The sequence below is a fragment of the Microlunatus aurantiacus genome (assembly GCF_039536605.1).
Lineage (GTDB): Bacteria > Actinomycetota > Actinomycetes > Propionibacteriales > Propionibacteriaceae > Microlunatus > Microlunatus aurantiacus.
The window spans coordinates 474,940-499,352 of the sequence record NZ_BAAAYX010000004.1; the positions used below are offsets into that span (position 1 = coordinate 474,940).

At 71.5% G+C, this 24,413-nt stretch carries 25 protein-coding genes; 10 read left to right on the top strand and 15 right to left on the bottom strand.

Annotated elements, in window-relative coordinates; all coding sequences use genetic code 11:
* Positions 1–8: 8 nt before the first annotated feature.
* A complete protein-coding gene (locus ABD714_RS10050) occupies positions 9–314 on the bottom strand; it encodes a hypothetical protein (protein ID WP_344812180.1) in 306 nt (101 codons plus the stop codon).
* A gap of 14 nt (positions 315–328) precedes the next feature.
* Positions 329–985 carry a maleylpyruvate isomerase family mycothiol-dependent enzyme gene (locus ABD714_RS10055; protein ID WP_344812181.1) on the bottom strand — a complete coding sequence of 219 codons (657 nt, stop codon included), beginning with the start codon at positions 983–985 and terminating at the stop codon, positions 329–331.
* A gap of 72 nt (positions 986–1,057) precedes the next feature.
* On the opposite strand from ABD714_RS10055, the gene ABD714_RS10060 reads away from it, so the two are divergent.
* Positions 1,058–1,501, top strand: coding sequence for a MarR family winged helix-turn-helix transcriptional regulator (locus ABD714_RS10060; protein ID WP_344812182.1), 444 nt, complete (start codon positions 1,058–1,060; stop codon positions 1,499–1,501).
* A 63-nt stretch (positions 1,502–1,564) separates the two neighbouring features.
* Here ABD714_RS10060 and ABD714_RS10065 read toward each other — a convergent pair whose 3' ends face one another.
* From ABD714_RS10065 to ABD714_RS10100, 8 genes are all read right to left on the bottom strand, one after another.
* Positions 1,565–2,071, bottom strand: coding sequence for a hypothetical protein (locus tag ABD714_RS10065; protein ID WP_344812183.1), 507 nt, complete (start codon positions 2,069–2,071; stop codon positions 1,565–1,567).
* Between the two features lie 108 nt (positions 2,072–2,179).
* Positions 2,180–2,629 (bottom strand): 50S ribosomal protein L9, encoded by a 450-nt coding sequence (gene rplI / locus ABD714_RS10070; protein ID WP_344812184.1) that lies wholly within the window; start codon positions 2,627–2,629, stop codon positions 2,180–2,182.
* Between the two features lie 17 nt (positions 2,630–2,646).
* Complete coding sequence (gene rpsR, locus ABD714_RS10075) at positions 2,647–2,883, bottom strand: 30S ribosomal protein S18 (RefSeq protein ID WP_344812185.1); 237 nt, start codon at positions 2,881–2,883, stop codon at positions 2,647–2,649.
* A gap of 130 nt (positions 2,884–3,013) precedes the next feature.
* Positions 3,014–3,628 carry a single-stranded DNA-binding protein gene (locus tag ABD714_RS10080; RefSeq protein ID WP_344812186.1) on the bottom strand — a complete coding sequence of 205 codons (615 nt, stop codon included), beginning with the start codon at positions 3,626–3,628 and terminating at the stop codon, positions 3,014–3,016.
* Positions 3,629–3,774: 146 nt separating this feature from the next.
* The gene (gene rpsF, locus ABD714_RS10085; RefSeq protein WP_344812187.1) at positions 3,775–4,065 is read right to left on the bottom strand and encodes a 30S ribosomal protein S6; all 291 of its coding nucleotides are present in this window, start codon (positions 4,063–4,065) and stop codon (positions 3,775–3,777) included.
* A 310-nt stretch (positions 4,066–4,375) separates the two neighbouring features.
* Complete coding sequence (locus ABD714_RS10090; RefSeq protein ID WP_344812188.1) at positions 4,376–5,527, bottom strand: alpha/beta hydrolase-fold protein; 1,152 nt, start codon at positions 5,525–5,527, stop codon at positions 4,376–4,378.
* A gap of 49 nt (positions 5,528–5,576) precedes the next feature.
* Positions 5,577–6,593: a hypothetical protein gene (locus ABD714_RS10095; protein WP_344812189.1), complete on the bottom strand. Its 1,017-nt coding sequence runs from the start codon at positions 6,591–6,593 to the stop codon at positions 5,577–5,579.
* Between the two features lie 19 nt (positions 6,594–6,612).
* A complete protein-coding gene (locus ABD714_RS10100) occupies positions 6,613–7,836 on the bottom strand; it encodes an ATP-grasp domain-containing protein (protein WP_344812190.1) in 1,224 nt (407 codons plus the stop codon).
* Between the two features lie 106 nt (positions 7,837–7,942).
* Between ABD714_RS10100 and ABD714_RS10105 the strand changes: the two genes are divergently transcribed.
* The 7 genes from ABD714_RS10105 (at position 7,943) to ABD714_RS10135 (ending at position 14,300) form a co-directional block, all read left to right on the top strand.
* On the top strand, positions 7,943–8,245 hold the full coding sequence (locus ABD714_RS10105) for a hypothetical protein (RefSeq protein WP_344812191.1): 303 nt from the start codon (positions 7,943–7,945) through the stop codon (positions 8,243–8,245).
* 153 nt (positions 8,246–8,398) lie between these two features.
* A complete protein-coding gene (locus ABD714_RS10110) occupies positions 8,399–9,475 on the top strand; it encodes a M48 family metallopeptidase (RefSeq protein WP_344812192.1) in 1,077 nt (358 codons plus the stop codon).
* Positions 9,476–9,493: 18 nt separating this feature from the next.
* Entirely contained in the window at positions 9,494–10,177 is a 684-nt protein-coding gene (locus tag ABD714_RS10115; protein WP_344812193.1) for a hypothetical protein, read from the top strand.
* 124 nt (positions 10,178–10,301) lie between these two features.
* Positions 10,302–11,102 carry a deoxyribonuclease IV gene (locus tag ABD714_RS10120; protein ID WP_344812194.1) on the top strand — a complete coding sequence of 267 codons (801 nt, stop codon included), beginning with the start codon at positions 10,302–10,304 and terminating at the stop codon, positions 11,100–11,102.
* Positions 11,103–11,118: 16 nt separating this feature from the next.
* Positions 11,119–12,312 carry an alanine racemase gene (locus ABD714_RS10125; RefSeq protein ID WP_344812195.1) on the top strand — a complete coding sequence of 398 codons (1,194 nt, stop codon included), beginning with the start codon at positions 11,119–11,121 and terminating at the stop codon, positions 12,310–12,312.
* The gene (locus ABD714_RS10130) at positions 12,309–13,625 is read left to right on the top strand and encodes a D-arabinono-1,4-lactone oxidase (protein WP_344812196.1); all 1,317 of its coding nucleotides are present in this window, start codon (positions 12,309–12,311) and stop codon (positions 13,623–13,625) included. The genes ABD714_RS10125 and ABD714_RS10130 overlap by 4 nt, the downstream gene beginning before the upstream one ends.
* 117 nt (positions 13,626–13,742) lie before the next feature.
* Positions 13,743–14,300 (top strand): hypothetical protein, encoded by a 558-nt coding sequence (locus ABD714_RS10135; protein WP_344812197.1) that lies wholly within the window; start codon positions 13,743–13,745, stop codon positions 14,298–14,300.
* Positions 14,301–14,583: 283 nt separating this feature from the next.
* Here ABD714_RS10135 and ABD714_RS10140 read toward each other — a convergent pair whose 3' ends face one another.
* From ABD714_RS10140 to ABD714_RS10155, 4 genes are all read right to left on the bottom strand, one after another.
* Complete coding sequence (locus ABD714_RS10140) at positions 14,584–15,843, bottom strand: ComEC/Rec2 family competence protein (protein ID WP_344812198.1); 1,260 nt, start codon at positions 15,841–15,843, stop codon at positions 14,584–14,586.
* Positions 15,837–17,714 (bottom strand): gluzincin family metallopeptidase, encoded by a 1,878-nt coding sequence (locus ABD714_RS10145; protein WP_344812199.1) that lies wholly within the window; start codon positions 17,712–17,714, stop codon positions 15,837–15,839. Before ABD714_RS10145 ends, ABD714_RS10140 begins: the two co-directional genes overlap by 7 nt.
* Position 17,715: 1 nt before the next feature.
* On the bottom strand, positions 17,716–20,004 hold the full coding sequence (locus ABD714_RS10150; protein ID WP_344812200.1) for a hypothetical protein: 2,289 nt from the start codon (positions 20,002–20,004) through the stop codon (positions 17,716–17,718).
* 262 nt (positions 20,005–20,266) lie between these two features.
* Positions 20,267–21,997 carry a bifunctional metallophosphatase/5'-nucleotidase gene (locus ABD714_RS10155; protein WP_344812201.1) on the bottom strand — a complete coding sequence of 577 codons (1,731 nt, stop codon included), beginning with the start codon at positions 21,995–21,997 and terminating at the stop codon, positions 20,267–20,269.
* A 272-nt stretch (positions 21,998–22,269) separates the two neighbouring features.
* On the opposite strand from ABD714_RS10155, the gene ABD714_RS10160 reads away from it, so the two are divergent.
* Both ABD714_RS10160 and ABD714_RS10165 read left to right on the top strand, forming a co-directional pair.
* Complete coding sequence (locus tag ABD714_RS10160) at positions 22,270–23,151, top strand: ABC transporter permease (RefSeq protein ID WP_344812202.1); 882 nt, start codon at positions 22,270–22,272, stop codon at positions 23,149–23,151.
* Positions 23,126–23,929 carry an ABC transporter ATP-binding protein gene (locus ABD714_RS10165; protein ID WP_344812203.1) on the top strand — a complete coding sequence of 268 codons (804 nt, stop codon included), beginning with the start codon at positions 23,126–23,128 and terminating at the stop codon, positions 23,927–23,929. Before ABD714_RS10160 ends, ABD714_RS10165 begins: the two co-directional genes overlap by 26 nt.
* Here the strand turns inward: ABD714_RS10165 and ABD714_RS10170 are convergent.
* Positions 23,926–24,381: an MmcQ/YjbR family DNA-binding protein gene (locus ABD714_RS10170; RefSeq protein WP_344812204.1), complete on the bottom strand. Its 456-nt coding sequence runs from the start codon at positions 24,379–24,381 to the stop codon at positions 23,926–23,928. The two genes, ABD714_RS10165 and ABD714_RS10170, sit on opposite strands and share 4 nt — an antisense overlap.
* Positions 24,382–24,413: the final 32 nt, after the last annotated feature.

Genomic DNA, 24,413 nt, shown 5'->3' on the forward strand with positions numbered 1-24,413 from the left:
CGCTCGGCTCAGTGCGCGAGGCGGCTGCCGGTGAGGACCAGACCGCGCGGCTCGAACTCCTCGAAGGTGGGCGGAGCCGACGGCTCCGGACCGAAGAGCTCGGCGGCCAGCGGCCAGATGATCTCGCGGTTGCAGCGGTCGAACTGCTCCTTGGTCTCCCAGACCTCGATGACCTGGAACCCCTCGTCGGTCTCCCGCCCGACGTGCAGCAGCATGCCGGTGAGGTCGTCACCGGTGCGTTCCATCAGCGCCGCGTGCAGCCGGTCGTAGCTGGTGATGCTCTCGCCCACGCTGGTGATCACGCCGTAGTACATGGTGGTGGTCCTCTCTAGGTCGCGCTGACAGTGGGTGCCGGGGCGGTGCGCCGCCGGACGGCCTCGGCTCCGGGACCGTGCAGGTCGCCGCCGACGCTCCGGCCGGTCATCTCCGCCAGGAGCTGCGCGGTGCTGCCCCGGACCTCGGGTCCCTGACCCGCGGACCAGTCGCAGTCCTCCGCCCGCACCGTGACGCCGGCGAACCTGCGTCGGGCGTGGAAGGGCCACCCCAGCGACCAGATCCGGCTGAGGGCCACTCGCCCGGCCGCCGGCGGGACCGCCCGGTCGATGCCCAGCGGGACGGCGATGTCCTGACCGTGGATGACCAGGTCCGGGAGGATGTTCTCGGCCTGGACGAAGACCGACTTCCTCCGCGACGCCGCGTCCCGCCGCAACCCGGCGACCAGATCCTCCGGACGAGCGGCCGCATACGCCACGGCCACGTCACGAACGGCCGGCCACAACCGGCCCCTGGTGGTCACCAGCGCCCGCAGCATCGTCGCCACCGGAGGGGCACCGGTCGGTGTCATGGCCAGGTGCGCGGCCACGTCCCGCACCCGCCACTCCGAGCACAGGGACGTGACCTCCCACTGGTCAGGGGTCAGACCCTCGAGCAGATCCGCCATGGTCCTGCGCTCGTTCGCAATGAGCTGCCAGGTCGTGTCGTCCACGCTCGCCTCCTCAACTAGTAATAGACTTTTACTAGTGTGGACCGATCGGACGACGCTGGCAAGGGGTACGCGATGGTGACGCCCGACCGGACGGAACCGAACCTGGGGGTGCTGCTGTTCCTGCCGTACCGGCACATGGAGCAACGAATCCTCGAAGCCGTCACGGCGGCCGGGTACGCGATCACGCTCCCGCAGGCCCGGCTCTTCCAGCGGGTCGATCGGCAGGGGTCGCGACTCACCCAGCTGGCCGAGGCCGCCCAGGTGACCAAGCAGGCGGCGAAGTTCCTGGTCGACCAGCTGGAGAGCGGCGGCTACGTCGAGCGGGTGCCCGATCCCACCGACGGACGCGCCCGTCTGGTTCGGGCCACCCGCCGGGGGCAGGACGTGATCGCGCTGGCCGGCACGGTGGAGCGCGCGATCGAGCAGGAGTGGCGGGATCATCTCGGTGAGCCCGCGACCGCCGAGCTGGAACGGGCTCTGGTGCTGTTGCGCGAGATCACCGACCCCTTCGCCTGACCCCGCCGACGGCGCGGCAGCACGCGGGGACGAGGTGCTCGCCGACCGCCGGCTCCGCCGGCGCTACTGCAGCTCGGGCTTGGTGACGTACCAGCTGCGGTCGATCCGCTCGCGGGAGCGTCGGCCGACCACGATCAGCGCGATCCCCGCGAGCAGGGCCGGGAGCCAGGCCCAGCCGAGCAGGGCCGGGGCGCCCGACGAGGCGATCAGGGACCACCCGGTCAGGGCGATCGGTGCGCTCGCCGCCAGCACCCAACCCGATGCCACCGCGATCCGGTAGATCCACCGGTTGATGTCCTCGGTGGCCAGCACCCAGAACGAGGCGGATCCCGCCACCAGGCTGAGCTGGTGCAGCCCGATGCCCAGGTAGCCGACGTTGATGCCCAGACCCAGCAGCACCGGGTCGTACGGCCCGACCGCGGCCGCCTGCACCTGGGAGAACAGCAGTCCGGCGGGGATGAGGGAGCGGCCGATCCCCTGACCGGCGATGCCGATGTGTGGCGCCACCAGGCTGACGGCCATCAGCACGCCGATGACCACGACGACGGCGACCCGGGCGCGAGGAGACACGCTGCTCACCGTCCCGGCCGGGCAGACGCCGACGGCCGGCCCCGGGGGATCCCGGGACCGGCCGTCGGTGCGAACGCTGCAGCGGTCACGTCGTGGCTGTGCTCAGGCTCAGGCCTGGGCGTTCACCGCGACAGCGACGTGGGCGGTCACGGCTTCGTGCAGCTTGACACCCACTGTGTGCTTGCCGGTGGACCTGATCGGCTTGCCGATCTCGATGGACCGCTTGTCCACCAGAGGACCACCCGACTTCTTGATGGCCGACGCGACGTCGGCCGGGGTGATCGCACCGAAGAGCTTGCCGCTCTCACCGGCACGGGCATCCAGCTGGATGGTCAGACCCTCGAGCTGGGTCCGCACCTCCTGCGCGTGGTCGAGGCTGCGGATCTCGCGGGCGTCGCGGCTGCGCTTGATGCCCTCGATCTGCTTCTCGCCACCCTTGGTCCACCGCAGGGCGTAGCCGCGCGGCACGAGGTAGTTCCGGCCGTAGCCGTCCTTGACCTCGACGATGTCGCCGGCCAGACCCAGGTTGTCGACGGCGGCCGTCAGAATGAGCTTCATCTCTGCGTCCTCTCGACTCAGCGGGCCGTCGAGGCGTACGGCAACAGCGCAACCTCGCGGGCGTTCTTGATGGCGATGGCGACACGGCGCTGCTCCTGGACGGAGAGACCGGTCACCCGGCGAGCGCGGATCTTGCCACGCTCGGAGATGAACTTCCGCAGCGTGGCGGTGTCCTTGTAGTCGATGTGCTGGCCCGCGCGGAGCGGGTTGGCCTTCTTCTTCACCTTGCGAGGAGGTGGGGGCGTGCTGGCCATTGTGGTGCTCTCCTTTCGAAAGCCCGGCGTACGGAGCCGGAATGTGCCGAACTGCTGTTACTGGATGACGAGCCGTGTGCTGATCGGGTGACCAGCCTGCGATCGCAGGATCAGAACTCTGATGCCTGGATCAGAACGGGGGCTCGTCGCTGGGCGGGGCTCCCCACGGGTCGCCACCGCCTTGGTTGCCCTGACCGCCGGAGTTGCCACCGCCGGAGTTGCCTCCGCCGGAGCCACCACCGGTGGCCCACGGGTCGTTGCCGACGCCGCCCGGGCGACCGCCACCCTGACCGCCGCCCTGACCGCCGGAGCCGCCACCGGAGTAGCCGCTCCCGCCGCCGGAGCCGCCGCCACCGGAGTAGCCACCGCCGCCGCCTCCACCGGAGGAGCGGGTGACCTTGGCCGTGGCGTACTTCAGCGCAGGGCCGATCTCGTCCACGTCGACCTCGAAGACGGTCCGGCGCTCGCCCTCACGAGTCTCGTACGAGCGCGACTTCAGCCGCCCCTGCACGATGACCCGCATCCCCTTCTGCAACGACTCGGCCACGTTCTCCGCCGCCTGCCGCCACACGGCGCAGCTGAGGAACATCGCGTCGCCGTCCTTCCACTCGCCGGTCTGGCGGTCGAAGGTGCGGGGCGTGGAGGCGACGGTGAAGTTGGCCACCGGTGCCCCCGACGGGGTGAAGCGCAGCTCGGGATCGGCAGTCAGGTTGCCGACCAGGGTGATGACGGTCTCGCCAGCCATGGTGTGTCTCCGTTGGACTCAGTCTGTGTGGTGTGCGGTGCCAGCCTGTCAGTGGCCACTGACAGGACGGGCCTGCCGGTGCCCCGACAGGTCGACCAGCTGACCAGTCGTGCCGTCAGCGTGCCGACCCGTGGCGGGCGACGACCTCAGCGGGTGTCGGGCCGGATGACCTTGGTCCGCATGATCGACTCGTTGATCCGGAACTGACGATCCATTTCCTTCACGTCGTCCGGCTCAGCGGTCAAGGTGATGACGGCGTAGATCCCCTCGGACTTCTTCTGGATCTCGTACGCCAGACGGCGACGACCCCAGATGTCCAGGTTGTCCACGGTGCCGCCACCCTTGGTGATGACGGTGAGGTACTGCTCGAGCGTCGGCTGAACCGACCGCTCATCGGTCTCGGGGTCGAAGATGACCATGACCTCGTATGGGCGCATGCGCGAACTCCTCCTCCTCTGGTCTCAGCGGCCATGGGACGTCCCCATGGCAGGAGGGCGATGCCTGGAGCCCGGCCTCGGATGGTCGGGCGCCAACGGAGAAGACTACCGGCTGGGTCCGCGCAGCAGCAAAACCAGCGCCCCCCAACCCGCCGACGCCCCCTTTCGCTCCCTGACGCCCCCTCCGCAGCGGGGGCGTGATGCAGTGAAAGGGGGCGTCAGCAGGGGGTCGGGGACGGGGTCGGGTCGGGGACGGGATCGGGGTCGGGTCCGTCGGGGTCGGGCTGGCCGGCGGCGCCCGGGAACGCCTTCACTCGTAGACGTACAGGCTCTCGCCGGGGAAGATCCAGCAGAGACCGTCCCGGAGCCGGTCGCGCCAGGACTCCCAGCTGTGCCCGTCGCGGGACTCCACGTAGTTGACCGTCATGCCGGTCTCGGTGAACACCGGCACCATCGAGCGGTTGAACACGATCAGCGGCTCGTAGACCCCGCACGACTGGAACATCCGGTCGACCATCCGGAGGGGCTTGGTCCGGTAGCGGTTCATGAACTTCACCACCGGGGCGAACGCCGGGTCCTCCCCCCGCAGGTCACCGATGTCGGTGAAGACGAACGAGCCGGACTGGAGCAGCAGCGACCCGTACGTCTGCGGGTAGCGGACCGCCGTGGTGAGCGAGGCGATCGCCCCGAAGCTGGACCCCATCAGGGCCCGACCGGACGGGTGGGCGATCAGCGGGAACTGCTCCTCGAGCTGGCCGAGGAGCTCCTTGGTGATCCAGCGCGCGTGCGGGCCCGAGTTCGGGTACTCGCGCAGCCGGTCGCCCGGGTAGGTGAAGGCGACCACGGTCTCGGCCATGTCCAGACGGTGGATCAGGTTGTCCAGCACGGTCTTCATCGAGGCGTACTCCAGGAAGTCGCCGCCGTCGTGCACCACCAGGAGCGGGTAGCGCCTGGTGGTCCGGAACCGTGCCGGCAGGTAGAGGGTGACCCGGTTGTCCCGTCGCTGGGCCTGGCTCCTGATCATCAGCTCGACCAGCTCACCCGGCCGTGCCTCGGGGTCGTGCCGGGCCCAGTCCGGGACCTCGTAGCCGAGGCCGTAGCAGACCGACGAGTCACCCACCGGGCTCCGCGCGGTCCGCGGGTTCAGCGGGTCGTTGAACCGCTCCCAGTGATCACCGCGGCGGACCTCGAGCTGGTACTCCACCCGGGAGTCCCGCGGGATCTCCAGCACCACGTACCAGAGGTCGGTGCCCTCGATCCGGCGGAGCGGCAGCTGATCGGGGATGCCGACGACCCGGTGCCGCAGGAACACCTGATCGGCCTGCTGCCAGGCCACGAAGGTCGCCTGGGTGCCCTCCATGATCGGGAAGTCGTGCTTCTCGACGAAGCTCTCGAGCTCCTGCTGGTCCAGGACCTTTGACTCCCGCAGCCGGTTGATCGCGAGCTTCTCGCGGCGGGCCACTAGCCCTCCCTCCCGAGACGCCCGGCAGACGGCGCATCGACCATGATCGTCATGCGGTCCGCGCCGTGACCACGTCGGCGTCGATCGGACGGCGGGCCGGGTGACCGCTCTCGTCGAACGGCACCCCGGCACGCTCCTCGACGATGTGGTCCTCGGTGCGCGCCCACACCGCGCCGTCCCGGGTGAGCCACCGGGCGCCGACCGGGGGCGGCCAGCTGCCGGTCAGGTCGACCCGGGCGCCGTCGTCGAACAGCAGGCAGGACCAGCTCTTGAACCGGCGGGCCAGCAGGGCGAGCTGGTACGGGTCGTGCATGGGCAGCCGGTGCCGCGGGTGCGGGAAGACCAGCGCACCCGGGAAGACGCCGAGTCCCTCCGCCCACACCTCCGGCAGTCGCCGGCCGGCCGGTCGGTGCGTGCCGAACAGCACCACCCGGTCCGAGAGGGCCATCGCCCCCGCGGACCAGGTGATCACCGGTTCCTTGATCATCGTCACGAGCCCGAAGACGTGCAGCAGGTGGAGCAGCACCCCGACGTGTCCGCCCGCGATCACCAGACCGGCGCTGTCGTGGACCAGCTCGGCCAGCTCCAGGCGGTGCCGCCGAACGCTCTCCCGGTCACCGATCGAAGTCTCCGCGTAGAACCGGTGCCGCGAGGACGCCACCTCGGCCAGGTGCCAGGTGTCCAGCGCCCTCAGCGCCCGGATCCCGTCGGCCACCGCGGCCGCCCGGACGGTCGACATCTTGTCCCGCCGGTTGACCTCCTCGATCGCGGCCACCGCGTGGAACAGGCGCTGCGCGTAGACCGTCTGCTGCTCCTCGAGCAGCTCGGTCAACCCGCGCTCCGCGGCGGCGTAGTCGGGATCCTCGTTGACCAGCTCCTGCCAGCGCTGGTAGAGCCGGAGGTTGACCATCCGGCCGCCCAGCACCTCGCCGAGCTCGGTGTCGGCCGACTCGCGCTCCCGCCAACCGGCGTTGACGGTGGCCACGGACCCCGTCGGGATCAGCTCGGCGACGGCGGTCCGGGTCGCGGTGGTGCGACGCTGGGGTCCGAGAACGGTGACGTCCATGTGAGGCCAGTACCCCGCGTCAGCCGGCGTGAACCGTGATCGTCTCGCCCACGTCGTTGAGCATCCCGCGCAGCACGTCGAAGTCCGGGTGCTTCAGCCGGACGTACGCGTTGGCCATGTAGCCGGCCTCGACCGCCTGGGTCGGGGTGCCGGCCGGGGGGAGGTGGGCGTCGAACACCCACTCGCCGTACTGCTGCTGCATCTCCTCGACCCCGGAGTAGCCGTGGATCTGCCCGTCGGCGGTCGGCCGCAACGCGATCATGCCGGCCGCGTACCGGCGACTCAGCGGAGCGTGGACGTCGCCGTGCACCACCGCCCGGGCCCACTCGGTGTAGAGGTCGACGTCGTTGCCGGCGACGTACAGGTCCCAGGCGCCGACCCCGGAGGGGCGGCAGCCGATCTCGGAGAAGCGCAGTCCCTTGGGGCCGGAGAACCACTCCATGTGGGTGGCCGAGGTGCCGATGCCGAGCACCTCGTTGACCCGGTGCCCCATCTCCTTGAGCTCGCCGTAGCCGTCGGCGGCGTCGACCCGGTTGGTGGAGACGAACTGCGGGGAGATCCACCGCGTCCGCATCGCCTCCAGCACGTTCGGGTAGTAGTGACAGACGAAGTCGTACGCCGCGTGCCCGTTGATCGACAACGTGTCGTAGAAGCCCTCGTGGCCCTCGACGAACTCCTCCAGGGCCACGGAGCCGACCCCCTCGGCCCCGAACTGCGCGAGCGCCGCGTCGAGCTGGGTGTCGTTGTCCACCCGGCTGGTGCCCGAAGCACCGGCCGCGGCCCGGGGCTTGATGATCAAGGGATAGCCGACGGCCGCCGCGAACGCGTGGGCCTCGTCGGAGGAGTCGACGGCCGCCGACGCCGCGGTCGGCACGCCGGCGGACCGCAGCGCTTCCTTCATGGCCGGCTTGTCCCGGCACAACCACGCCGTACGCCGGCTGGTGCCCGGGATCCCGCACGCCTCCCGCACCTCGGCCGCGGGCAGGATGTGCGCCTCGATCGTCGCCTCCAGCCGGTCCACCCAGAGCTTGTCCTGCACCCAGCGGACGGCGTCGTGGAGCGCACCGACGTCGGTGACCGAGCCGATCTGGTGGTAGTGGTGCAGCCAGCCCCGGAGCTCGTCGTCGAGCCACTCGCCGGGCCGCTCGCCGATCCCGATCACCGTGGCCCCGACGGCGTGCAGCCCGCGGACGAACTGACGCTGGTAGGCGGGGAACGCAGGCTCGACGAAGATCACGTTCATGGTCGCCGAGCCTACGGCGGTTCGGGGCGCTTTGTCCTGCGCGCGAGCCCCTCGGTCGCTAGGCTGACGCCATCCAGACGCAGGACGACAGAGAGAGAGTTCGGACATGTCCTACGACCAGGCCCCCCCGCCCCCCGGCGGCGGCACCCCTTACGGAGCTCCCCAGTACGGCGGCCCGCCCGCCCAGGACCCCGGTCGCACGATGGGCATCGTCGGTCTGGTGCTGGCGATCTTCTGCAACCTCATCGGTCTCGTGGTCAGCATCATCGCCTTCAACAAGTCCAAGCAGGCGGGCTTCAAGAACAACATCGCGCTGGCCGGCATCATCGTCGGTGCCGTGCTGTTCGTGATCGGTCTGATCTACAACCTCACGGTGGGTCTGCCGATGCTGCAGAACATGGGCGGCTAGGCACCGCACGCGCCTGACAGGGGCGGTCATCCCGGACGGGGTGGCCGCCCCTGCGCACGTCTGCGCCGGAGATCCGGCCGGCACCACGGGGCGACGGTCCCGGCTCGAGCCACCGACCCGGCGGCCGAACCAGCACGCGCCTACATTGCCTGCATGACACAGTCGTCTCGCTGGGCCGTCGGTGGCGGACGGATCCGGTTCCCCGACCTCAGCTCACGCGCGTACGAGCACCCGGCCGACCGTGGCGCCCTGGTGGCCCTGCGGGCCGTTCCCGGCTTCGACGCGGTCCTCAAGGCCGTCTCGGCCGCGATCGGTGAACGCAGCGTCCGGCTGCTCTACCTGGCCTCGGCCATCCGCGTCTCGCCCCGCCAGTACCCCTTGCTGCACCAGATGCTGAACGAGTGCGCCACCGCCCTGGACGTGCAGCCGGTGCCCGAGCTCTACGTCCAGCAGAGTCCGCTGCCGACCGCCATGACCGTCGGGCTGGACCGGCCGCTGATCGTGATCAGCACGGCGATGCTCGACCTGGTGGACGACGACGGCCTGCGGTTCGTGATCGGGCACGAGATGGGGCACGTCCTGTCCGGGCACGCCGTCTACCGCACGATGCTGCTGCAGCTCATCAACATCGCCACGTCGATCCAGTGGATGCCGATCGGCTACTGGGGCATCCGGGCGATCATCCAGGGCCTCAACGAGTGGTACCGCAAGTCCGAGCTCTCCTGTGATCGCGCCGGGCTGCTCTGTGGTCAGGACCCGAAGGCCGCCCTGCGGGTGCACGCCACCCTCGCCGGGGCGCAGAACCCCGACGAGATGGACGTGGCCGGGTTCCTCGACCAGGCCACGGAGTACACGACCACCGGCGACGTCCGGGACAGCCTGCTCAAGATCGTCCAGATCAGCTCCCAGACCCACCCGCTGGCCGCGCTCCGCGCCGCCGAGCTGCAGCAGTGGGCGGCGGGTCCGGAGTACCGGGCCATCCTGTCCGGGGAGTACCCCCGCCGCTCCGAGGACGCGGCCGCCCCGATGGGCGAGGACGTCAAGGCCGCCGCCGCCTCGTACGCGAACGCCTTCCGCACGTCGTCGGACCCGCTGTTCCGCGTGGTCGGCACCGTGGGCACCGTCGTCGGCGGGGTCGGCAACGCCGCCGCCGGACGGGTCAGGGGCTGGTGGACGGCCGGGCGCGACGGCGACCAGGACGACGGCGACCGGAGCGACGGCCGCCCCTGAGGCTGCGATGATCGGTCCGTGAGCGAGAGCACCGGTCCCGCAGAGCCGACACGCACCCCGGTCAAGCCCCAGGACGGCGCCACGCCCGCCGCCGCACCGACGAGTCCGAAGCCGGCGAAGGCCAAGCGGCCCCGGACCCCGGAGCAGCTGGAGCGCCGAGCCGCGGTCATCCGGTTCACGGTGTTCGTGGTGGTCGGAGCGGTGCTGACGGTGCTGCTCTACTTCCTGCTGTCCGCGTTCATCCCGCGCTGGTGGTCCCAGTCCGTCGGTCGCCAGGTGGGCGGGCGGATCGGCGCGGGCGTCGTGCTGGGTCTGCTCTACGGCTCCGTGTTCACCTTCCTGCCGCTGATCGTGCTGGCCCAGGCCCGGCACCGCGCCTTCCGCTGGCCGACGAAGGTGATCATCGCGCTGGTCGCCGCCGCACTGACCGCGCCCAACCTGATGACGCTCGGCATCGCCGTCGGCACCGGTGCGGCCGCCCGGGCCGGCAACCGCACCCTGGACGTGCTGGCCCCGGGCTTCCGGCAGGCCACGTTGTGGGGGGTGGTGCTCGGCGCGGTGGCCGCGATCGCGGTCGTGCTGCTGGCGGTGCTCTGGGACCGACGGACGCGTGAGCTGAAGCTGCTGCGGGCTCAGGTGGACCAGCTCCAGAAGGACCTCCCACCGGCCCTGCCGACCTCCGCCGACCCGCCCAGGCCCTGACCGCGCCTCACCCCCGACCCCCGCCCCTCTCCCTCGGGGCACCTGCCGTCCGACCACAGCCGACCTGGCCCGCTCACCCCTCGCTGGGCCACGTCTGGGGGTGGGGGTGGCTAGGGTCGGTTGCATGAGCGACGTCCGGATCGGTGGCCACGGCGAGCAGGACGACCCGATCGCCGAGGCGCAGGCCCGCGGGGCCGACCTGGCCCAGTTCTTCCTGGGCGACCCGCAGGGCTGGAAGGGGCCGGAGTTCGCGTACGCCGGTGGGGCCGCCGCCCTCAAGCAGGCGGCCCGGGACGCCGACATCGCGCTCTACGTGCACGCGCCGTACGTGCTGAACGTGGCCACCACCAACAACCGGATCCGGATCCCGAGTCGCAAGTTCCTCCAGCAGTACCTGCACGCCGCCGCCGAGATCGGCGCGGCCGGGGTGATCGTGCACGGCGGTCACGTGCTGAAGGACGACGACCCGGCCAAGGGCTTCGACAACTGGCGCAAGTGCATCGACGGGCTGGAGATGCCGGTGCCGCTGCTGATCGAGAACACCGCCGGCGGGGACCAGGCGATGGCGCGCCGGATGGAGCGGATCGAACGCCTGTGGGACGCCGTCACCTCGGCCTCGGGCGGCGACACCGTCGGCTTCTGCCTGGACACCTGCCACGCCCACGCCGGTGGCATCGTGCTGGCCGAGGCCGTCGAGCGGGTCCTGGAGATCACCGGCCGGATCGACCTGGTGCACTGCAACGACTCGCGCGACTCCTTCGACTCCGGCGCCGACCGACACGCCAACCTCGACGACGGCGAGATCGGGGCGGAGGGGCTGCTGACCGTGGTGCGGGCGGCCGGGGCACCGATCGTGGTCGAGACCCCCGGGGGCCGGGAGGGCCAGGCGGCTGACATCGCCTGGCTGCGCCGGCACCTCGATTGAGGGTCCGGCACCGACGATGGCGTCCGTTCCCGTGGCCCCGCTCGACCTCGGCCCGCTCGCCGCGGCCACGGAAGGCCTGACCACCCCGTACGCCGCTGTCGACCTGGACGCCTTCGACGCCAACGTGACCGACATGACCGCGCGCGCGCACGGGCTGCCGATCCGGCTGGCCTCGAAGTCGTTGCGCTGCCGGACGCTGATGGACCGGGCGTTGACCGGCGCCGGGGGCGCGTCGGGCCCAGGCTTCCGAGGGGTGCTCGCCTACTCGGTCGTCGAGGCGCTCTGGCTGGCCCGGCACAGCCACGGCGACGTCGTCGTCGGCTACCCCACCATCGACCTGGACGCCCTCACCGAGCTGGGACAGGATCCTGCGCTGGCCGCCGCGGTCACGGTGATGGTCGACTCCCGCGCCCACCTGGACCTGATCGACCGGGCCGCGCCGGTGCACCCGATCCGGGTGGCCATCGACATCGACGCGTCGTTGCGCCTCGGACCGCTGCACCTCGGGGTCCGCCGCTCCCCCGTCCACACCCCGACCCAGGCCGCGGACCTGGCGCGTCAGATCTCCCGCCGCGACAGCGCCCGGCTGGTCGGGCTGATGCTCTACGACGCGCAGATCGCCGGGCTCCCGGACGCGTCCGCCGCCGTCCGGCTGGTGAAGCGCGCCTCGGAGGCCGAGCTCGCCCGCCGACGGGCGGCGGTGGTGGCGGCCGTGCAGCCGTACGCCGACCTGGAGCTGGTCAACGGCGGCGGCACCGGCAGCCTGCACCTGACGTCCGGCGACGGGCAGCTCACCGAGCTGGCCGGCGGGTCCGGGCTCTACGGACCCACCCTGTTCGACGGCTACCGGGCGTTCACCCCGCGGCCCGCCATGGTCTTCGCCACCTCGGTGGTCCGACGGCCCTCGCCCGGCCACGCGACCGTCTACTCCGGCGGCTACGTGGCGTCCGGCCCACCCGGTCGGTCACGGGTCCCGACACCGGTCTGGCCGCGGCGGCTGGAGCTGCTCGGTTCCGAGGCAGCGGGCGAGGTGCAGACGCCGTTGGCCGGACCGGGAGCAGCAGGGCTGCAGATCGGCGACCGGGTGTTCTTCCGGCACGCCAAGGCCGGCGAGGCGTGCGAGCGGTTCGACCGGATCCACCTGGTCCGCGGCGGCGAGCTGGTCGACACGGTCCCGACCTACCGGGGTGAGGGGATGAACTTCGGATGAGCCGGCGTCCGGGGGCTGACACGGGCTGGACCAACTGGAGCCGTACGGTCACCAGCCGGCCCACCGCCGTCCTGACGCCGACCGATGTCGGTCAGGTCCGACGGCTGGTCACCGAGGCGGCCGACCGGCGGAGGCCGGTCAAGGCCGTCGGCGCCGGCCACTCCTTCTCCCCCATCGCCGTCACCGACGGGGTGCAGCTGCGGCTGGACGCCCTGTCGGGACTTCGGTCCGTCGACCGCGGGGCAGGGCTGGTGACCGTCGGCGGCGGCACCCGCCTCGCGGACCTCGACCTGGCCCTGGCCTCGTACGGTCTGGCGCTGCCCAACCTGGGTGACATCGACCGGCAGACCATCGCCGGCGCGATCTCCACCGGCACCCACGGCAGCGGCGACCGGCTCGGGGGACTGGCCACCCAGGTCCGCGGACTGACCGTGGTCACCGGCGACGGCTCGGTGCTGCGGTGCTCGGCGGACGAGAACGCTGACCTGCTGGCCGCGGTGGCCGTCGGTCTGGGCGCGCTCGGCATCGTCGTCGAGGTGACCCTGCAGTGCGTACCCACCTTCTTCCTGCGGGCCGAGGAGGGCTCCGCCAGCCTGGACGAGGTGCTGGAGGAGTGGCCGAGCTGGACCGCCGGGAACGACCACGTCGACCTGCACTGGTTCCCGCACACGGAGTGGGTGCTGACCAAGCGCAACAACCGGGTCGACGGGCCGCCGGCCCCGTTGTCGGGCTGGCGCCGACTGGTCGACGACGAGCTGCTGGCCAACGGCGCACTCGCTCTGATGAACGAGCTCGGCACCCGCCGGCCGGACTGGCAGCCCCGGATCAACGAGATCGCCGGACAGACCCTGAGTCCGCGCACCTTCACCGACCACTCCGCCGCGGTGTTCGTGTCCCCACGCCGGGTGCGGTTCGTGGAGTGCGAGTACGCCGTCCCGCGGGCGTCGCTGGTGCCGGTGGTCTCCGCGCTGCGCCGCTGGATCGACACGAGCGACGAGCGGATCGGCATCCCGATTGAGATCCGCTCCGCCGCCGCCGACGACCTCTGGCTCTCCACCGGCTTCGGGCGCGAGAACGCCTACGTCGCGGTCCACCACTACTGGCGCCGGGATCCGCGGCGCTTCTTCGCCGCCTTCGAGGCCATCGTCGCCGAGCACGGCGGTCGTCCGCACTGGGGCAAGCAGCACTCCCTCTCCGCCGACGACCTCCGCCCGCTCTACCCGAGGTTCGACGAGTTCGTCGGGCTGCGGGATCGACTCGACCCTCGCCGGGTGTTCACCAACCAGTACCTGGACCGGGTGCTCGGGGCCTGACGGCCGAGCCGGCGCAGCGTCGCGGCGTCCTTGCTGCGCGATCGCGCCGCCCCGGGGAGCTCGGGACCTGCCGACGATCGATGATGGGCTCCTGGAGTTCCATCGATCGGAGGCGCCGTGCCCGAAGACCCCGACTACCCGATGACCGAATCCGAACGGTGGACCCGTCAGCGGTGGGAGGAGCCGTCGACGCTGAAAGCCCACACGACGCTGAGTGGGAAGGTGATGAATCCCGACACGCTCGACGTGACGGTGGAAGCGGTCGGCCGACACGTCACGTCGCTGCTGCGCGAACGCGTACGGGCCTTCGCCTGGCTCGAGCTGCTGGACCGCCGGACCGCGCCGCTGCCCGACCAGCTCGACCGCCTGGAGCGCGGCGTCATCGAGATCCAGCGTGCCCTCGCGGCGCAGACCGAGATGTTGTCGGCCATGGCGGCCGGCCTGGGGCTGGTCGCGGTTCCGGCCTGGCTGAGCCTCGCCGAGATCGAGTCCGGGGACTCGATGGGTGGGCTCGAGCGGCCGAGTGCCACCGCCCTGGGTCTGGTCGTCGCGTACGACCATCAACGCCAGCTGCCGGGTCGCGAGCACGAGGAGCTGCTCGGCATCCAGCCGGCTCCGGGGACGCTGGTCCAGCGCGGTTCGACGGTCACGGTGTCGATCAACCTCAACGGCTGAGTCCGGGGACCACCCGATCGGTCTGGTCAACCGCCCGGATCTGGGCCTACCCTCGGATGAGACGTCCGGTCGGGTCGGCCGGAGCCGCTCTTCCGGTAAAACGGGAGCAGAAGAGGGGCTGGTCCGGTGCACCGGGCCAGCCCTTCGTCGTCGCAGCCCGCACCCGCACCGCCCTCTCGTTGCTGCACCCTCCCGCCGCCGGTGCACCCGCTGTAGCCGGTGCAGGGCCGGGTAAGGGGTGCACGGAGCAGGACGGGCGGGCGCAACGGCCGGCAGCCGCGGGTCAACCCAGGTCGATCTCGGTCCACAGGCCGTCGGCGGCCCGACGGACCTCGCCCACCCCGGCGGCCCCACCGGCGGGGAGATCCTCGTCGGGGCGCAGCAGGGTGCGACCGGGGGTGCGCAGAGCAGCGACCAGGTCGGTCTGCGGTATCGCCGTCCACCGCTCCATGCTGCGGAACGACATCATCGAGGTGACGTGGTCGGGAAGTACGTCGTGCACCAGCGACTTCGGGGAGCCGTTGTGGCTGCCGTGGTGGCTGACCTTGTAGAGGGTGGCCCGCTCCAGCAGCGCCCGGGCGTCGGTGTTGGCCAGGATCTCGCGCCAGACCCCCCACTGCGCGTCGCCGGGGAAGACGATGCGCACGTCCTCGATCTCCACCACGAACACCAGGCTGGTGTTGTTCAGGCAGCGATCCAGCCACGAGGCGGCGGCGAGCGCGTCGTCGGGGTCGAGGACCGGGTGGTCGAGCAGGTCGTCGTCGGTGTCCAGGTGCGGGAACCGCTGCCGGAAGAGGTCGCGGTCGGCGATCCCGTACGCGGGTCCGAACGGCCCGAGCGACTCCGAGCCCGACAGTCCTGGGCCCGAACCGGCCGCCGGCGCTGCGCCCAGCGCCAACCAGCGCTCCAGCTCGGGCGGGTCCATCGCCTTGATCGCCTCCTCGGAGCGGGCCGGACCGAGCAGGTGGATGCGGGCATCGGGCAGTCCGGGGAGCTCGGTCCGCACCGGAGCGGTGGCGCTCTGGAAGCGGCGGACCGGCGCCCCGGCGAAACCGTCGCGCAAGGTCGTCATGGCCCGTTCGTTGGACAGTGAGTTGAGGGCGATCGCGGCGATCTCGGGGCCGTCCACGGCGAACCGCTGGTGCAGGGTCCGGGCCGCCCCGTCGAGCCGGGTCCGCAGTCGCTGCGCCTCGGTGTCGGTCGGGTCCTCACACCACGGCAGCCAGACCTCGCCCACGGTCACCTCCTCCCACCGGGCGTCGGTGAAGCCGGCGATGTGGTCCTGGTGCCCGTGGCTGGCCACCACCAGGTCGATGACCGGCTTCCCGCCGGCCCCGGCGCCCCCACCCGCCCCACCGTCCCCGTCGCGGCAGGTCTCGAGCACGTCGGTGATCACCGTGCCGAGTGAGTGCTCGCTGCGTCCCATCCCGTGCACGCCGCAGTCGACCAGCATCCGCCAGGGCCGATCGCCGAACCGCGGGACGGTGAGCAGGAAGCAGTCGCCGAAGCCGACGGCGTACATCCGCAGGGTCGCGGTCACCACGGCCGGCCCCGATCGAGGCGACCCAGGGTGAGCGAGGCGGCGATCCGGCGTTCCCGCCCGCGCCGGTGGGCCAGCGAGGGCCAGGTGGCGGTCGGGTCGTCGATCCGCCACGGCCCCGGCAGGTCGACGTCGTCGAACTGGTCGACGAAGGCCCCCAGCGCCTCGAACCGGGCCGCGCCACCCGGGTTCCCGACCGGATCGAGGCCCGGGGTCGGTCGGGAGACGACCGCCCGGACCTCGCCGTCCACGTCGGCGACCAGGGTCACCCCGCCGCGGAGCTCGATCCCGCCGACGTCACGCGCCCGGGCGACCTCCGGCGGCGCGGTCTGGACGATCTGGACGATCACGTTCACCTGGAGCAGTCCGCTGCTGGCCTGCCGGAACACCGCGTGGAAGCTGCGCACCTGGATCTTCAGTCGCCGGTCGAGACCAAGGGCTCCCGCGTGCCGACGGGCGTACGCGCTCAGTGCCTTGGCCACGCCCTGACGGCGCTCCTTCCGCTCGGGGGTGTCCTCGGCGGCCGACCGCCGGCTGCGGAACCCGAGCGCGGTCTCGGCGACCAGGGGCTCCACGACCGCCACCACGTCCAGCGGCGGCAGCCCCAGCTCCGCGGCCGCGGGCCACGCGACGGCCTCGTCGGCCAGGCCGCTGACGCCGTCGGGGTAGATGCCCCGCTTCCGGAAGCCCTCCACCAACGCGGCCCGCAACCCGAGACCATCCGCCGGGAACAGGTCGCAGTCCGCGGTGACCGCTGAGCGCAGGAAGTCACCGAAGGTGACGTCGACCGGGGGGAGGTACTGGAAGGCGCGGATGCACATCATCAGCACCCGCTGCGCCATCGCCCGCGCCTCCCCGGCCACGCGGGCGACCAGGTCGGGGTGCAGCGCCCCCGGCGGCAGCTGGCCGGAGCCGGCGGTGGCGATCCGGATCAGATCGGCGATCGCCGCCTGGTAGGTGGTGAAGAAGGCGTCGAACACCGCCGAGACGAAGATCGACCCGCGGGCGTGCGGTTCCAGGGTCCGGCTCAGCCGGGTCGGGTCCGGCTCCTCGCCCAGCGCGTCCCGCAGCGCCCGGCCGCGGCCGGTGCTCTCACCGAACTGCTGGGCCAGCTCGACCAGCGGCGACCGGGCGGTCAGGTCGGCCCGGTTCGACTGGATGTAGCGGGCCAGCAGGTCGGGCAGCGCGAAGTGCTGGAACAGCGCGACCACGTCGGCGAAGCCCTCGTGGAAGGCGTACACGTCGATGTTGGTCGCCTCCTTGTAGAGGGGGCGGAGGCGGTCGACCAGGGCGTGCGTGGCCTCGTGCACGACGATGTCGTGGGACAGGCAGCTGAACACCCACTGTCCGGGCAGGTTGCGGCCGGCGTCGCGAGGGTCGGTACGGAAGTAGCCGAACCGCAACGACCCACCCTCGCCGTCGTCGAAGACGGCGTTCTCCCCCTGGAACCCGTGCGGGAAGATCCGCAGCCGCTCGTTGCCCCGCCACCGGAACCGGCGACCCAGACCGCGTTCGAAGTTCTCCAGCAGCGAGCTCGTCACCGCGTACACCATCTGCTGGTGGAAGCGCGGGTCCCGCTCGCTGGGCGCGAGCCCGTCCTGGGCCAGCAGGACGGGAGAGTCGAGGTCGACCGGGGTGTAGAACTGCCGGGTGCTGGCGTCGTAGTCGATCACCTGCACCAGGTCGCCGCTGGGTCCGGGCAGCAACGGCTCGTACGGCACCGTGATGGTGACCACCTCGTTGCCGGACAGCCGGGCGATCATCGGGTCCACCGCGTAGATCTGCAGCGACCGGCGCCGGGGCTCCGGGTAGGCGAGAGCCGCCGCGGCGCTCGCGTCGGCGGCCGACCCGCCGCCGGTCACGGTGGTCGCCATCTCACGACCCCCCGTCGGGGGGCGGCACCAGCCGCAGGACGGGCGGCTGCTGGGGTCGGTTCGCGGTGAAGGCGTCGGCCGGGTCGGCAGCCCAGCCGACGACCTCGGCCTGCAGCCCGCGCGTCCGGGCGCGGATCGCGTCGAGCTTGTCGCCGGAGACCCGGTAGCAGGGTTGGGAGTCGGGGTCGGACAGCAACGCGTCGTAGAACGGGGGCTGTTGGTTGGTGTAGCCCTTCGTGAACGCCGCCAGCCAGTCGCTCAGGGCGGCGGTCGAGGTGCGGTAGCGGATCCAGCGGTGGTTGGCCCAGCCGGGCTCACCCGGTCCGAAGCGGTCGACCAGCCGGGCGGCGGCGAACCGCCCGCGTTGGCTCAGGGCGGTGACCAGCTCCGGCGGCATGGCCAGGTTGATGCCGCCCTCCGCGCCGTCCTGGTAGACGGTGACCACCCGGTCGCGGTAGCCCGGCATGGTGAGCGACGCCTGGTCCACCCAGGTGCGTGCGGTCTCGACCAGAGACAGCCCGAAGGAGAACAGAGCCGACAACGGCTTGGGCGCCCACCGTGCCGTACGCCGGTGGCCGCCGCCCTGGTTGACCGACGGCAGGTAGCTGTTGTCCCGCTCGTCGGGGCTGCGGGGGTGGTCGTCACTGAACGGGGCCAGGTCGATGGCGAAGGTCGGGCGGGTCGGCAGCACGGAGTCGAAGAACTGCACCGGCAGGTTGGCGGTCAGCCCGCCGTCGGAGAACCAGTTGACGTCGAACACGGGCCGCTCGGCGACGGCCTCGGCGAGCCCGGCCGCCGTCGCGTCCGGACGCTCCTTGCGGCGGGCCCGCAGCGCCTCGTGGTAGGCGACGGTGGCGTTCGACTCGTTGTCGACGGCGTACAGCGGGATCGCCGAGATGAGCAGCGGGAAGCTGAGACTCATCCGGGTGGCCACGATGATCGGCAGGTCGTCGGCCCGCGGGAACGGACGCTTGCTGCCCGCGTGCCGCAGCAGCACCTCCCGGGTCAGGGCCGCGACCGGTCCCGACGGCAGGGGTGGGGGGTGCTCGACCATCGCCCGGACCACCACCGGCCCGAACAGGGCCTCGAACTCGGCGGGCTCGAAGAAGTACACGTCGTCGTTCCAGGGCATCGGCATCGGCTGCGCGCGCGAGAGGTTGGTCGTCATCATCTTCAGCTCGAGCTCGTCGGGCCGGAGGTCGCCGAAGGTGAGCGGACGCTCGTACGGCCGCCCGGCCAGCTCCTGGAGCCGCCGGTACAGCCACGGGGTGAGAGCCAGCGCGGTGTCGTCGGCGCCACGTCCCGAGCTCATCCCGAACCCCACCGACGGCAGCCGGCCGAGATCGGCAAGCACACCGCTGAGCAGCGCCAGGGCCAACCCGACCACGCAGGCGACCAGGCCGACGACGACGGCGAGCACCAACGCCACGATGACCACCGGGCCGGCGGTGTCGGGGCGGAGCGTCAGCCCGATCACGCCCAGGACGGCCAGGGCCAGTCCGAGCAGGACCCCGAGCAGGGACCGGATCGGCGCCTTGGTGGTGGCGTGCGCGACGACGGCGATCACCGCCCGGAGCCGCCGGAGGCGCGACGGCTCGGCCGGCATCGCGGTCTTCTGCTCGAGCACGGCCGACAGGAGCCCGAAGAGCCGACGTGCCTGGGGCTGGGGTCGGAACAGGTGGAACAACAGGGAGCGCCCGTCGCTCTGGGTCTGGGTGAGCAGGGCCGGGAATCGGGCGAGCCCGAGGAAGCCGGGCGGCAGGGCGTCAGCACCGGGTCCCGGGCCGCGGAAGGACGCGGCGACGGCCTGGACCGGCGTCGGGGCTGGCGGCGCCGTCGAGCCTGTCGGAGACGTTGCGGTCGTCGGAGTCGTCGCAGTCGTCGCAGTCGTCGAGGCCGTCGCGGTCGTCGAGGCCGTCGCGGTCGTCGAGGCCGTCGCGGTCGTCGAGGCCGTCGCGGTCGTCGGGACCGGCAGGGTCGAGCGCCGGCCCAGCTCGGCGGCCACCGCGGCGGCGGCGGCGATCGCTCCGGCGGAGGCGCCGCCGACCGAGCGCAGCCGGAAGGTGGTGGCCAGCTCGCAGACCGCCAGCGGGTAGACCACCCCGCTGGTGATGCCACCCTTCATCACGATGTCGCACTGCAGCCCCGGTTCGACCGGGAAGTCGTCCGCGGTGAAGTCGGGGGAGCTGCTCGGGTCGGGCGGCCGCTGCGTGCCGGCCCGGGCCGCGGTCACCGCCGCCCCCGCCCGGGTGGCGACGCGGTGGACCCGGATGGCGGCGCGAGGAGACAAGCCCCGCACCGAGGACGACTGAGCACGCGCATCGACGGTTCCTCTCCGACGACGTCAGGAGGACCGCCGCTCCGACCGTGATACACCGGCGGACGGGACCGCGACCAGAGACGATCGGGCAGACTCTGCGGCGTTCTCAACGCGACCTGGCCGCCCGCACGGCGTGTCGCGCCCGCCGACACCAAGTCGAGCTGCGAACGACGCAGGGCCGGCCGGAGAGTGACTCCGACCGGCCCTGCGCTGCTTCACCTCCCGGGCGGGGTCAGTTCACCGTGATCCGGTTCAGCGGCGGCGGGGCGATCGGGCTGCTGGCCTCGAAGTAGTCGACCAGGGCGTCCAGGTCGATCGGTCCCCCCGCCAGGTCCGTGCCCTCGGCGAAGACGCTGAACCCGTCCCCACCCCCGGCGAGGAAGTTGTTGATCGACACCCGGTAGGTCCCGGTCGGCGTGATCGGCACACCGTCCAACCGCAGGTCGGAGACCCGGGCCCCGATCGGGTCGGTCGGGCTGCTGGTGTAGCTGAACCCGTTCGAGATCTGCAGGATCGCCGTGCGTCCGCCGCTGAGCCACTGCTGCTCCAGCACCGCGTCCAGCTGGGCGCCGGTCAGGGTGACCGTCTGCATGATGTTGCCGAACGGCTGGACGGTGAACGCCTCGCCGTAGGTGACCACGCCGCCGCCCTCGCCGACCGGGCTGGAGGCGTAGACCAGGTCAGCGCGGATCCCCCCGGGGTTGGTGATGGCGATCTGGGCGCCGTTGGCCCGGGTGCCGGCCAGCTGGGCGTCGGCGATCACGTCGCCCAGCGTGCTCTCCCCCGACGGCGCCTGAGCGCGCAGGAGATCGGCGGTGATGGTGCCGATCTGCCGGTTGGCCAGCGGAGCCGCCTTGGCCTTGGCCTCGTCCACGATGGCCTGGACGGCCGGGTCCGGGGTGACCGTACGCGTGACGACCTCGTTCTCGGCGATCGTGTTGGACCGGATGACGTCCTTGGTGCGGCGGTCGATCTGCAGGTCGACCACCGAGAGCAGGCGGCCGAACGACAGGCCCTGGATGACGGCCCGGGGTTTGCCCGACGGGTCGTTGACCACGCAGTTGTACTGCTGGTGGCTGTGGGCCAGGAAGACCGCGTCGACGCTCGCGGAGACGTTCTTCGCGATCGTGAAACCGGGGCCGCTGGTCACGCCGCAGCCGTTCGGCGGGTTGCCCGCGAGCGGCGAGTCGCCCTGGTGGACGAGCACGACCTGGCTCTTCACCCCGAGCCGGTCCAGGACCTTGGCGGTGCGGTTGATGGCCGACACCTCGTCACCGAACCTCAGGTCCTTGATGCCGTCGGCCACGACCACGTCGGGCAGGTCCTTCAGCGTGGCGCCGATGATGGCGACCGGCATCCCGCCGGAACGGACGATGCGGAACGGCAGCAGCGCCGGCCGGCCGGAGCGCTTCAGGTAGACGTTGGCCCCGAGGACCGGGAAGTCGGTGCCCTCGAAGGTGTCGCGGAACTGGCAGCCGTCGACCGGGTGGCAACCGCCGCGCTGCAGGCGCAGCAGCTCGTCGTAGCCCTCGTCCAGCTCGTGGTTGCCGAGCGCCATCGCCTTCACCCCCAGCGCGTTGAGCACCTCGACCGTGGGCTCGTCGTGGAACAGGGCCGAGGCCAGCGGCGACGCACCGATGCTGTCACCGGTCGACACCACCACCGAGTTCTTGACCTCAGCCTCGAGCTGCTTCACGTGGGTGGCGAGGTAGGCGGCACCGCCGGCGTCGACGGTGGTGCCGTCGGCCAGCACCACCCGACCCGACGACCCGCTGGGTGGTTCGAGGTTGCCGTGCAGGTCGTTGAAGCTGATCACCCGCACCTGGACGGACGCGGGCGACGGTTTGGGGTGCTTGCCCCCGTGGGCCTCGGCCCCGGTCGCGCTCAGCGACCCGAGCGCCAGCGCGGTCGCCGCGACCAGCGCCGCCCGCCGCCACCAGGTCCGTCTCGAAAGCAACCCCATGCGACAACTCCTCCACTTCAGACGGCAGTACCCGCGAAGTCTCATCGAGATCGGCGCCGGTGACCAGACCCCGCATGTGAACAACGCGATACTTCGGCCCCGGTAGGAGCTCTCGGTCCGACGCCGGCTCCCGCGTCATCACCGGTGAGCGGGAGGGCTCGTGGCAGACTGTGGTCCGCCCACCGAGGGCGGGGTCCTGCCGAGGACGGGCAGGCCCGGCTCCCACGACACGACCGGCGTCAGATCCGCCTGCACGGTTCAGAAGAGGTGACATGACAGCGCCGACCCGCGCTCACCACGGTGAGCGAGACGACTTCGAGCCCGTCTACCACCAGTACGGACCGCACCGCGCCGGGCTGCCACCCCTGGTCCCGTACTTCCGTGAGCTGTGGGCCCGCCGGGAGTTCGCCGCGGAGATGAGCAAGGCCACGCTGCGGGGCGCCGACGTCAACACCGTGTTCGGGCAGATGTGGCTGATCCTCAACCCGCTGCTGCTGGCCGGGGTGTACTACCTGCTCGTCACCATCATCCGGCAGCGCCATGACCCGGCGCTGTTCACCCACCTGACCCTGGCCCTGTTCGCCATGACCATGGTCCAAGCCGCCGCGTCGTCCGGGGCCACCTCGGTCACGGGATCGGGCCGACTGCTCATCAACACCGCGTTCCCGCGGCTGCTGATCCCGCTGTCGGCCGTCCGGACCGCGTTCTGGCGGTTCCTGCCGACGATCCCGGTCTACCTGCTGTTCCACGCCGTCTTCGGTCTGGCCTGGCACCCGCGGATGCTGGTCTCGCTCTACTTCCTGCTGACCATGATCGTGTTCAGCATGGGTCTGGCCGCCTTCTTCGCGACCTGCCAGGTCTACTTCCGTGACACGTCCAACTTCTTGCCGTACGGCCTCCGGTTGTGGATGTACCTGTCCCCGGTGCTGTGGATGCCGGACATGCTGTCGCACATGGGTCGGGCGACGAAGCTGATCGTCGAGCTCAACCCGATGTACCCGATGCTCACCGGCTACGCCCACCTGCTGCAGGGCGAGGCGTTCCCCCCGCTGTGGATGTGGGTGGCCTCGGCCGCGTGGGCGATCGGCTCGGTCATCATCGGTTTCCTGTTCTTCATCTCGAGGGAGCGTGAGTTCGCTGTCCGGCTCACCTGACGAGCAGCAGACCGGTCTGGCCGTCAAGGTCGACAACCTGTCGATCACGTACCGGACCACCTTCGAGCGCAAGCCCACTCTTCGCCAGGCGCTGATCCGCTTCGGGCGGGGTCAGCGCTCGGTCCGCGAGGTGCACGCGCTCCAGGACCTGACGTTCACCGTGCCGGTCGGCACCGCGATGGGGATCGTCGGCGCCAACGGCGCCGGCAAGTCCACGTTGATGCGGGCGGTGGCCGGCATCCTGCCCCCGACCCAGGGCTCGATCGAGGTCTGGGGCAAGGCCAGCACGCTTCTCGCCCTGGGGGTCGGCTTCAACAAGGAGCTGTCCGGCCGGGAGAACATCATCCTCGGCGGGCTGGCCGCCGGCCTGTCCCGCAAGGAGGTGGAGGAGCGGGCCGACGAGGTCGCGGAGTGGACCGAGATCGGTGACTTCATCGAGATGCCGATGCGGACCTACTCCTCCGGCATGTCGGCGCGGGTCGCGTTCTCGGTCGCCGTGCACATGAAGCCCGACATCTTGATGGTGGACGAGGCCCTGTCCACCGGCGACGCCCGCTTCCGGGCCAAGGCCAACGACAAGATGGCCGAGCTCCGGTCGTCGGCCCGGGCCATGTTCCTGGTCAGCCACGGGCTGAACAGCATCAAGGAGATGTGCACCGCCGCGATCTGGCTCGACAAGGGCCGGTTGATGATGGAGGGCGATCCCGAGTCGGTGGTCGAGGAGTACAAGAAGTTCACCAAGGTCAAGAAGTCGGCGGCGACCGAGGACGACGTCTAGCTCGATCCCGGCGCGGGCGGTCCCGACGTGGTGTCGTCGGTGGCGGCGAGCTCGTCGGCCAGCTTCTTCGGGGCCACGGCCAGCCAGGCGCTCGTGACGACCTCCTCCAGCAGGTCCTCGCCGATCCGGTCCAGCCGGACCAGCACCGCCGGGTAGCCGTTGAAGTGCGGCGTGGTGAAGACCGCCTCCGGGTGCTCGGCCAGCACCGCCTCCTTCTCGGCCAGGTCCTCGACCCGGGCGGCCAGGATCACCTCGTCCGGGGGCACCTCGATCTCGCCGGCCGCGGTGAGCTGCTGCCGGTCCTTCTTGCTCAGCGGGCGCTCCCAGACGAAGCCCTTGCTCTTCGCCTTGCCGCGGCTCCTCACCGCCCAGGAGACGTTGCCGTACGACGTCGTCTCCTCGGTCTCGGGCAGCGCCAGCGCGAGGCGCGCCACGTCCTCGAACGTCGCCATGACGGCATCGTAGGGCGGTGAGGTGCGTCGAC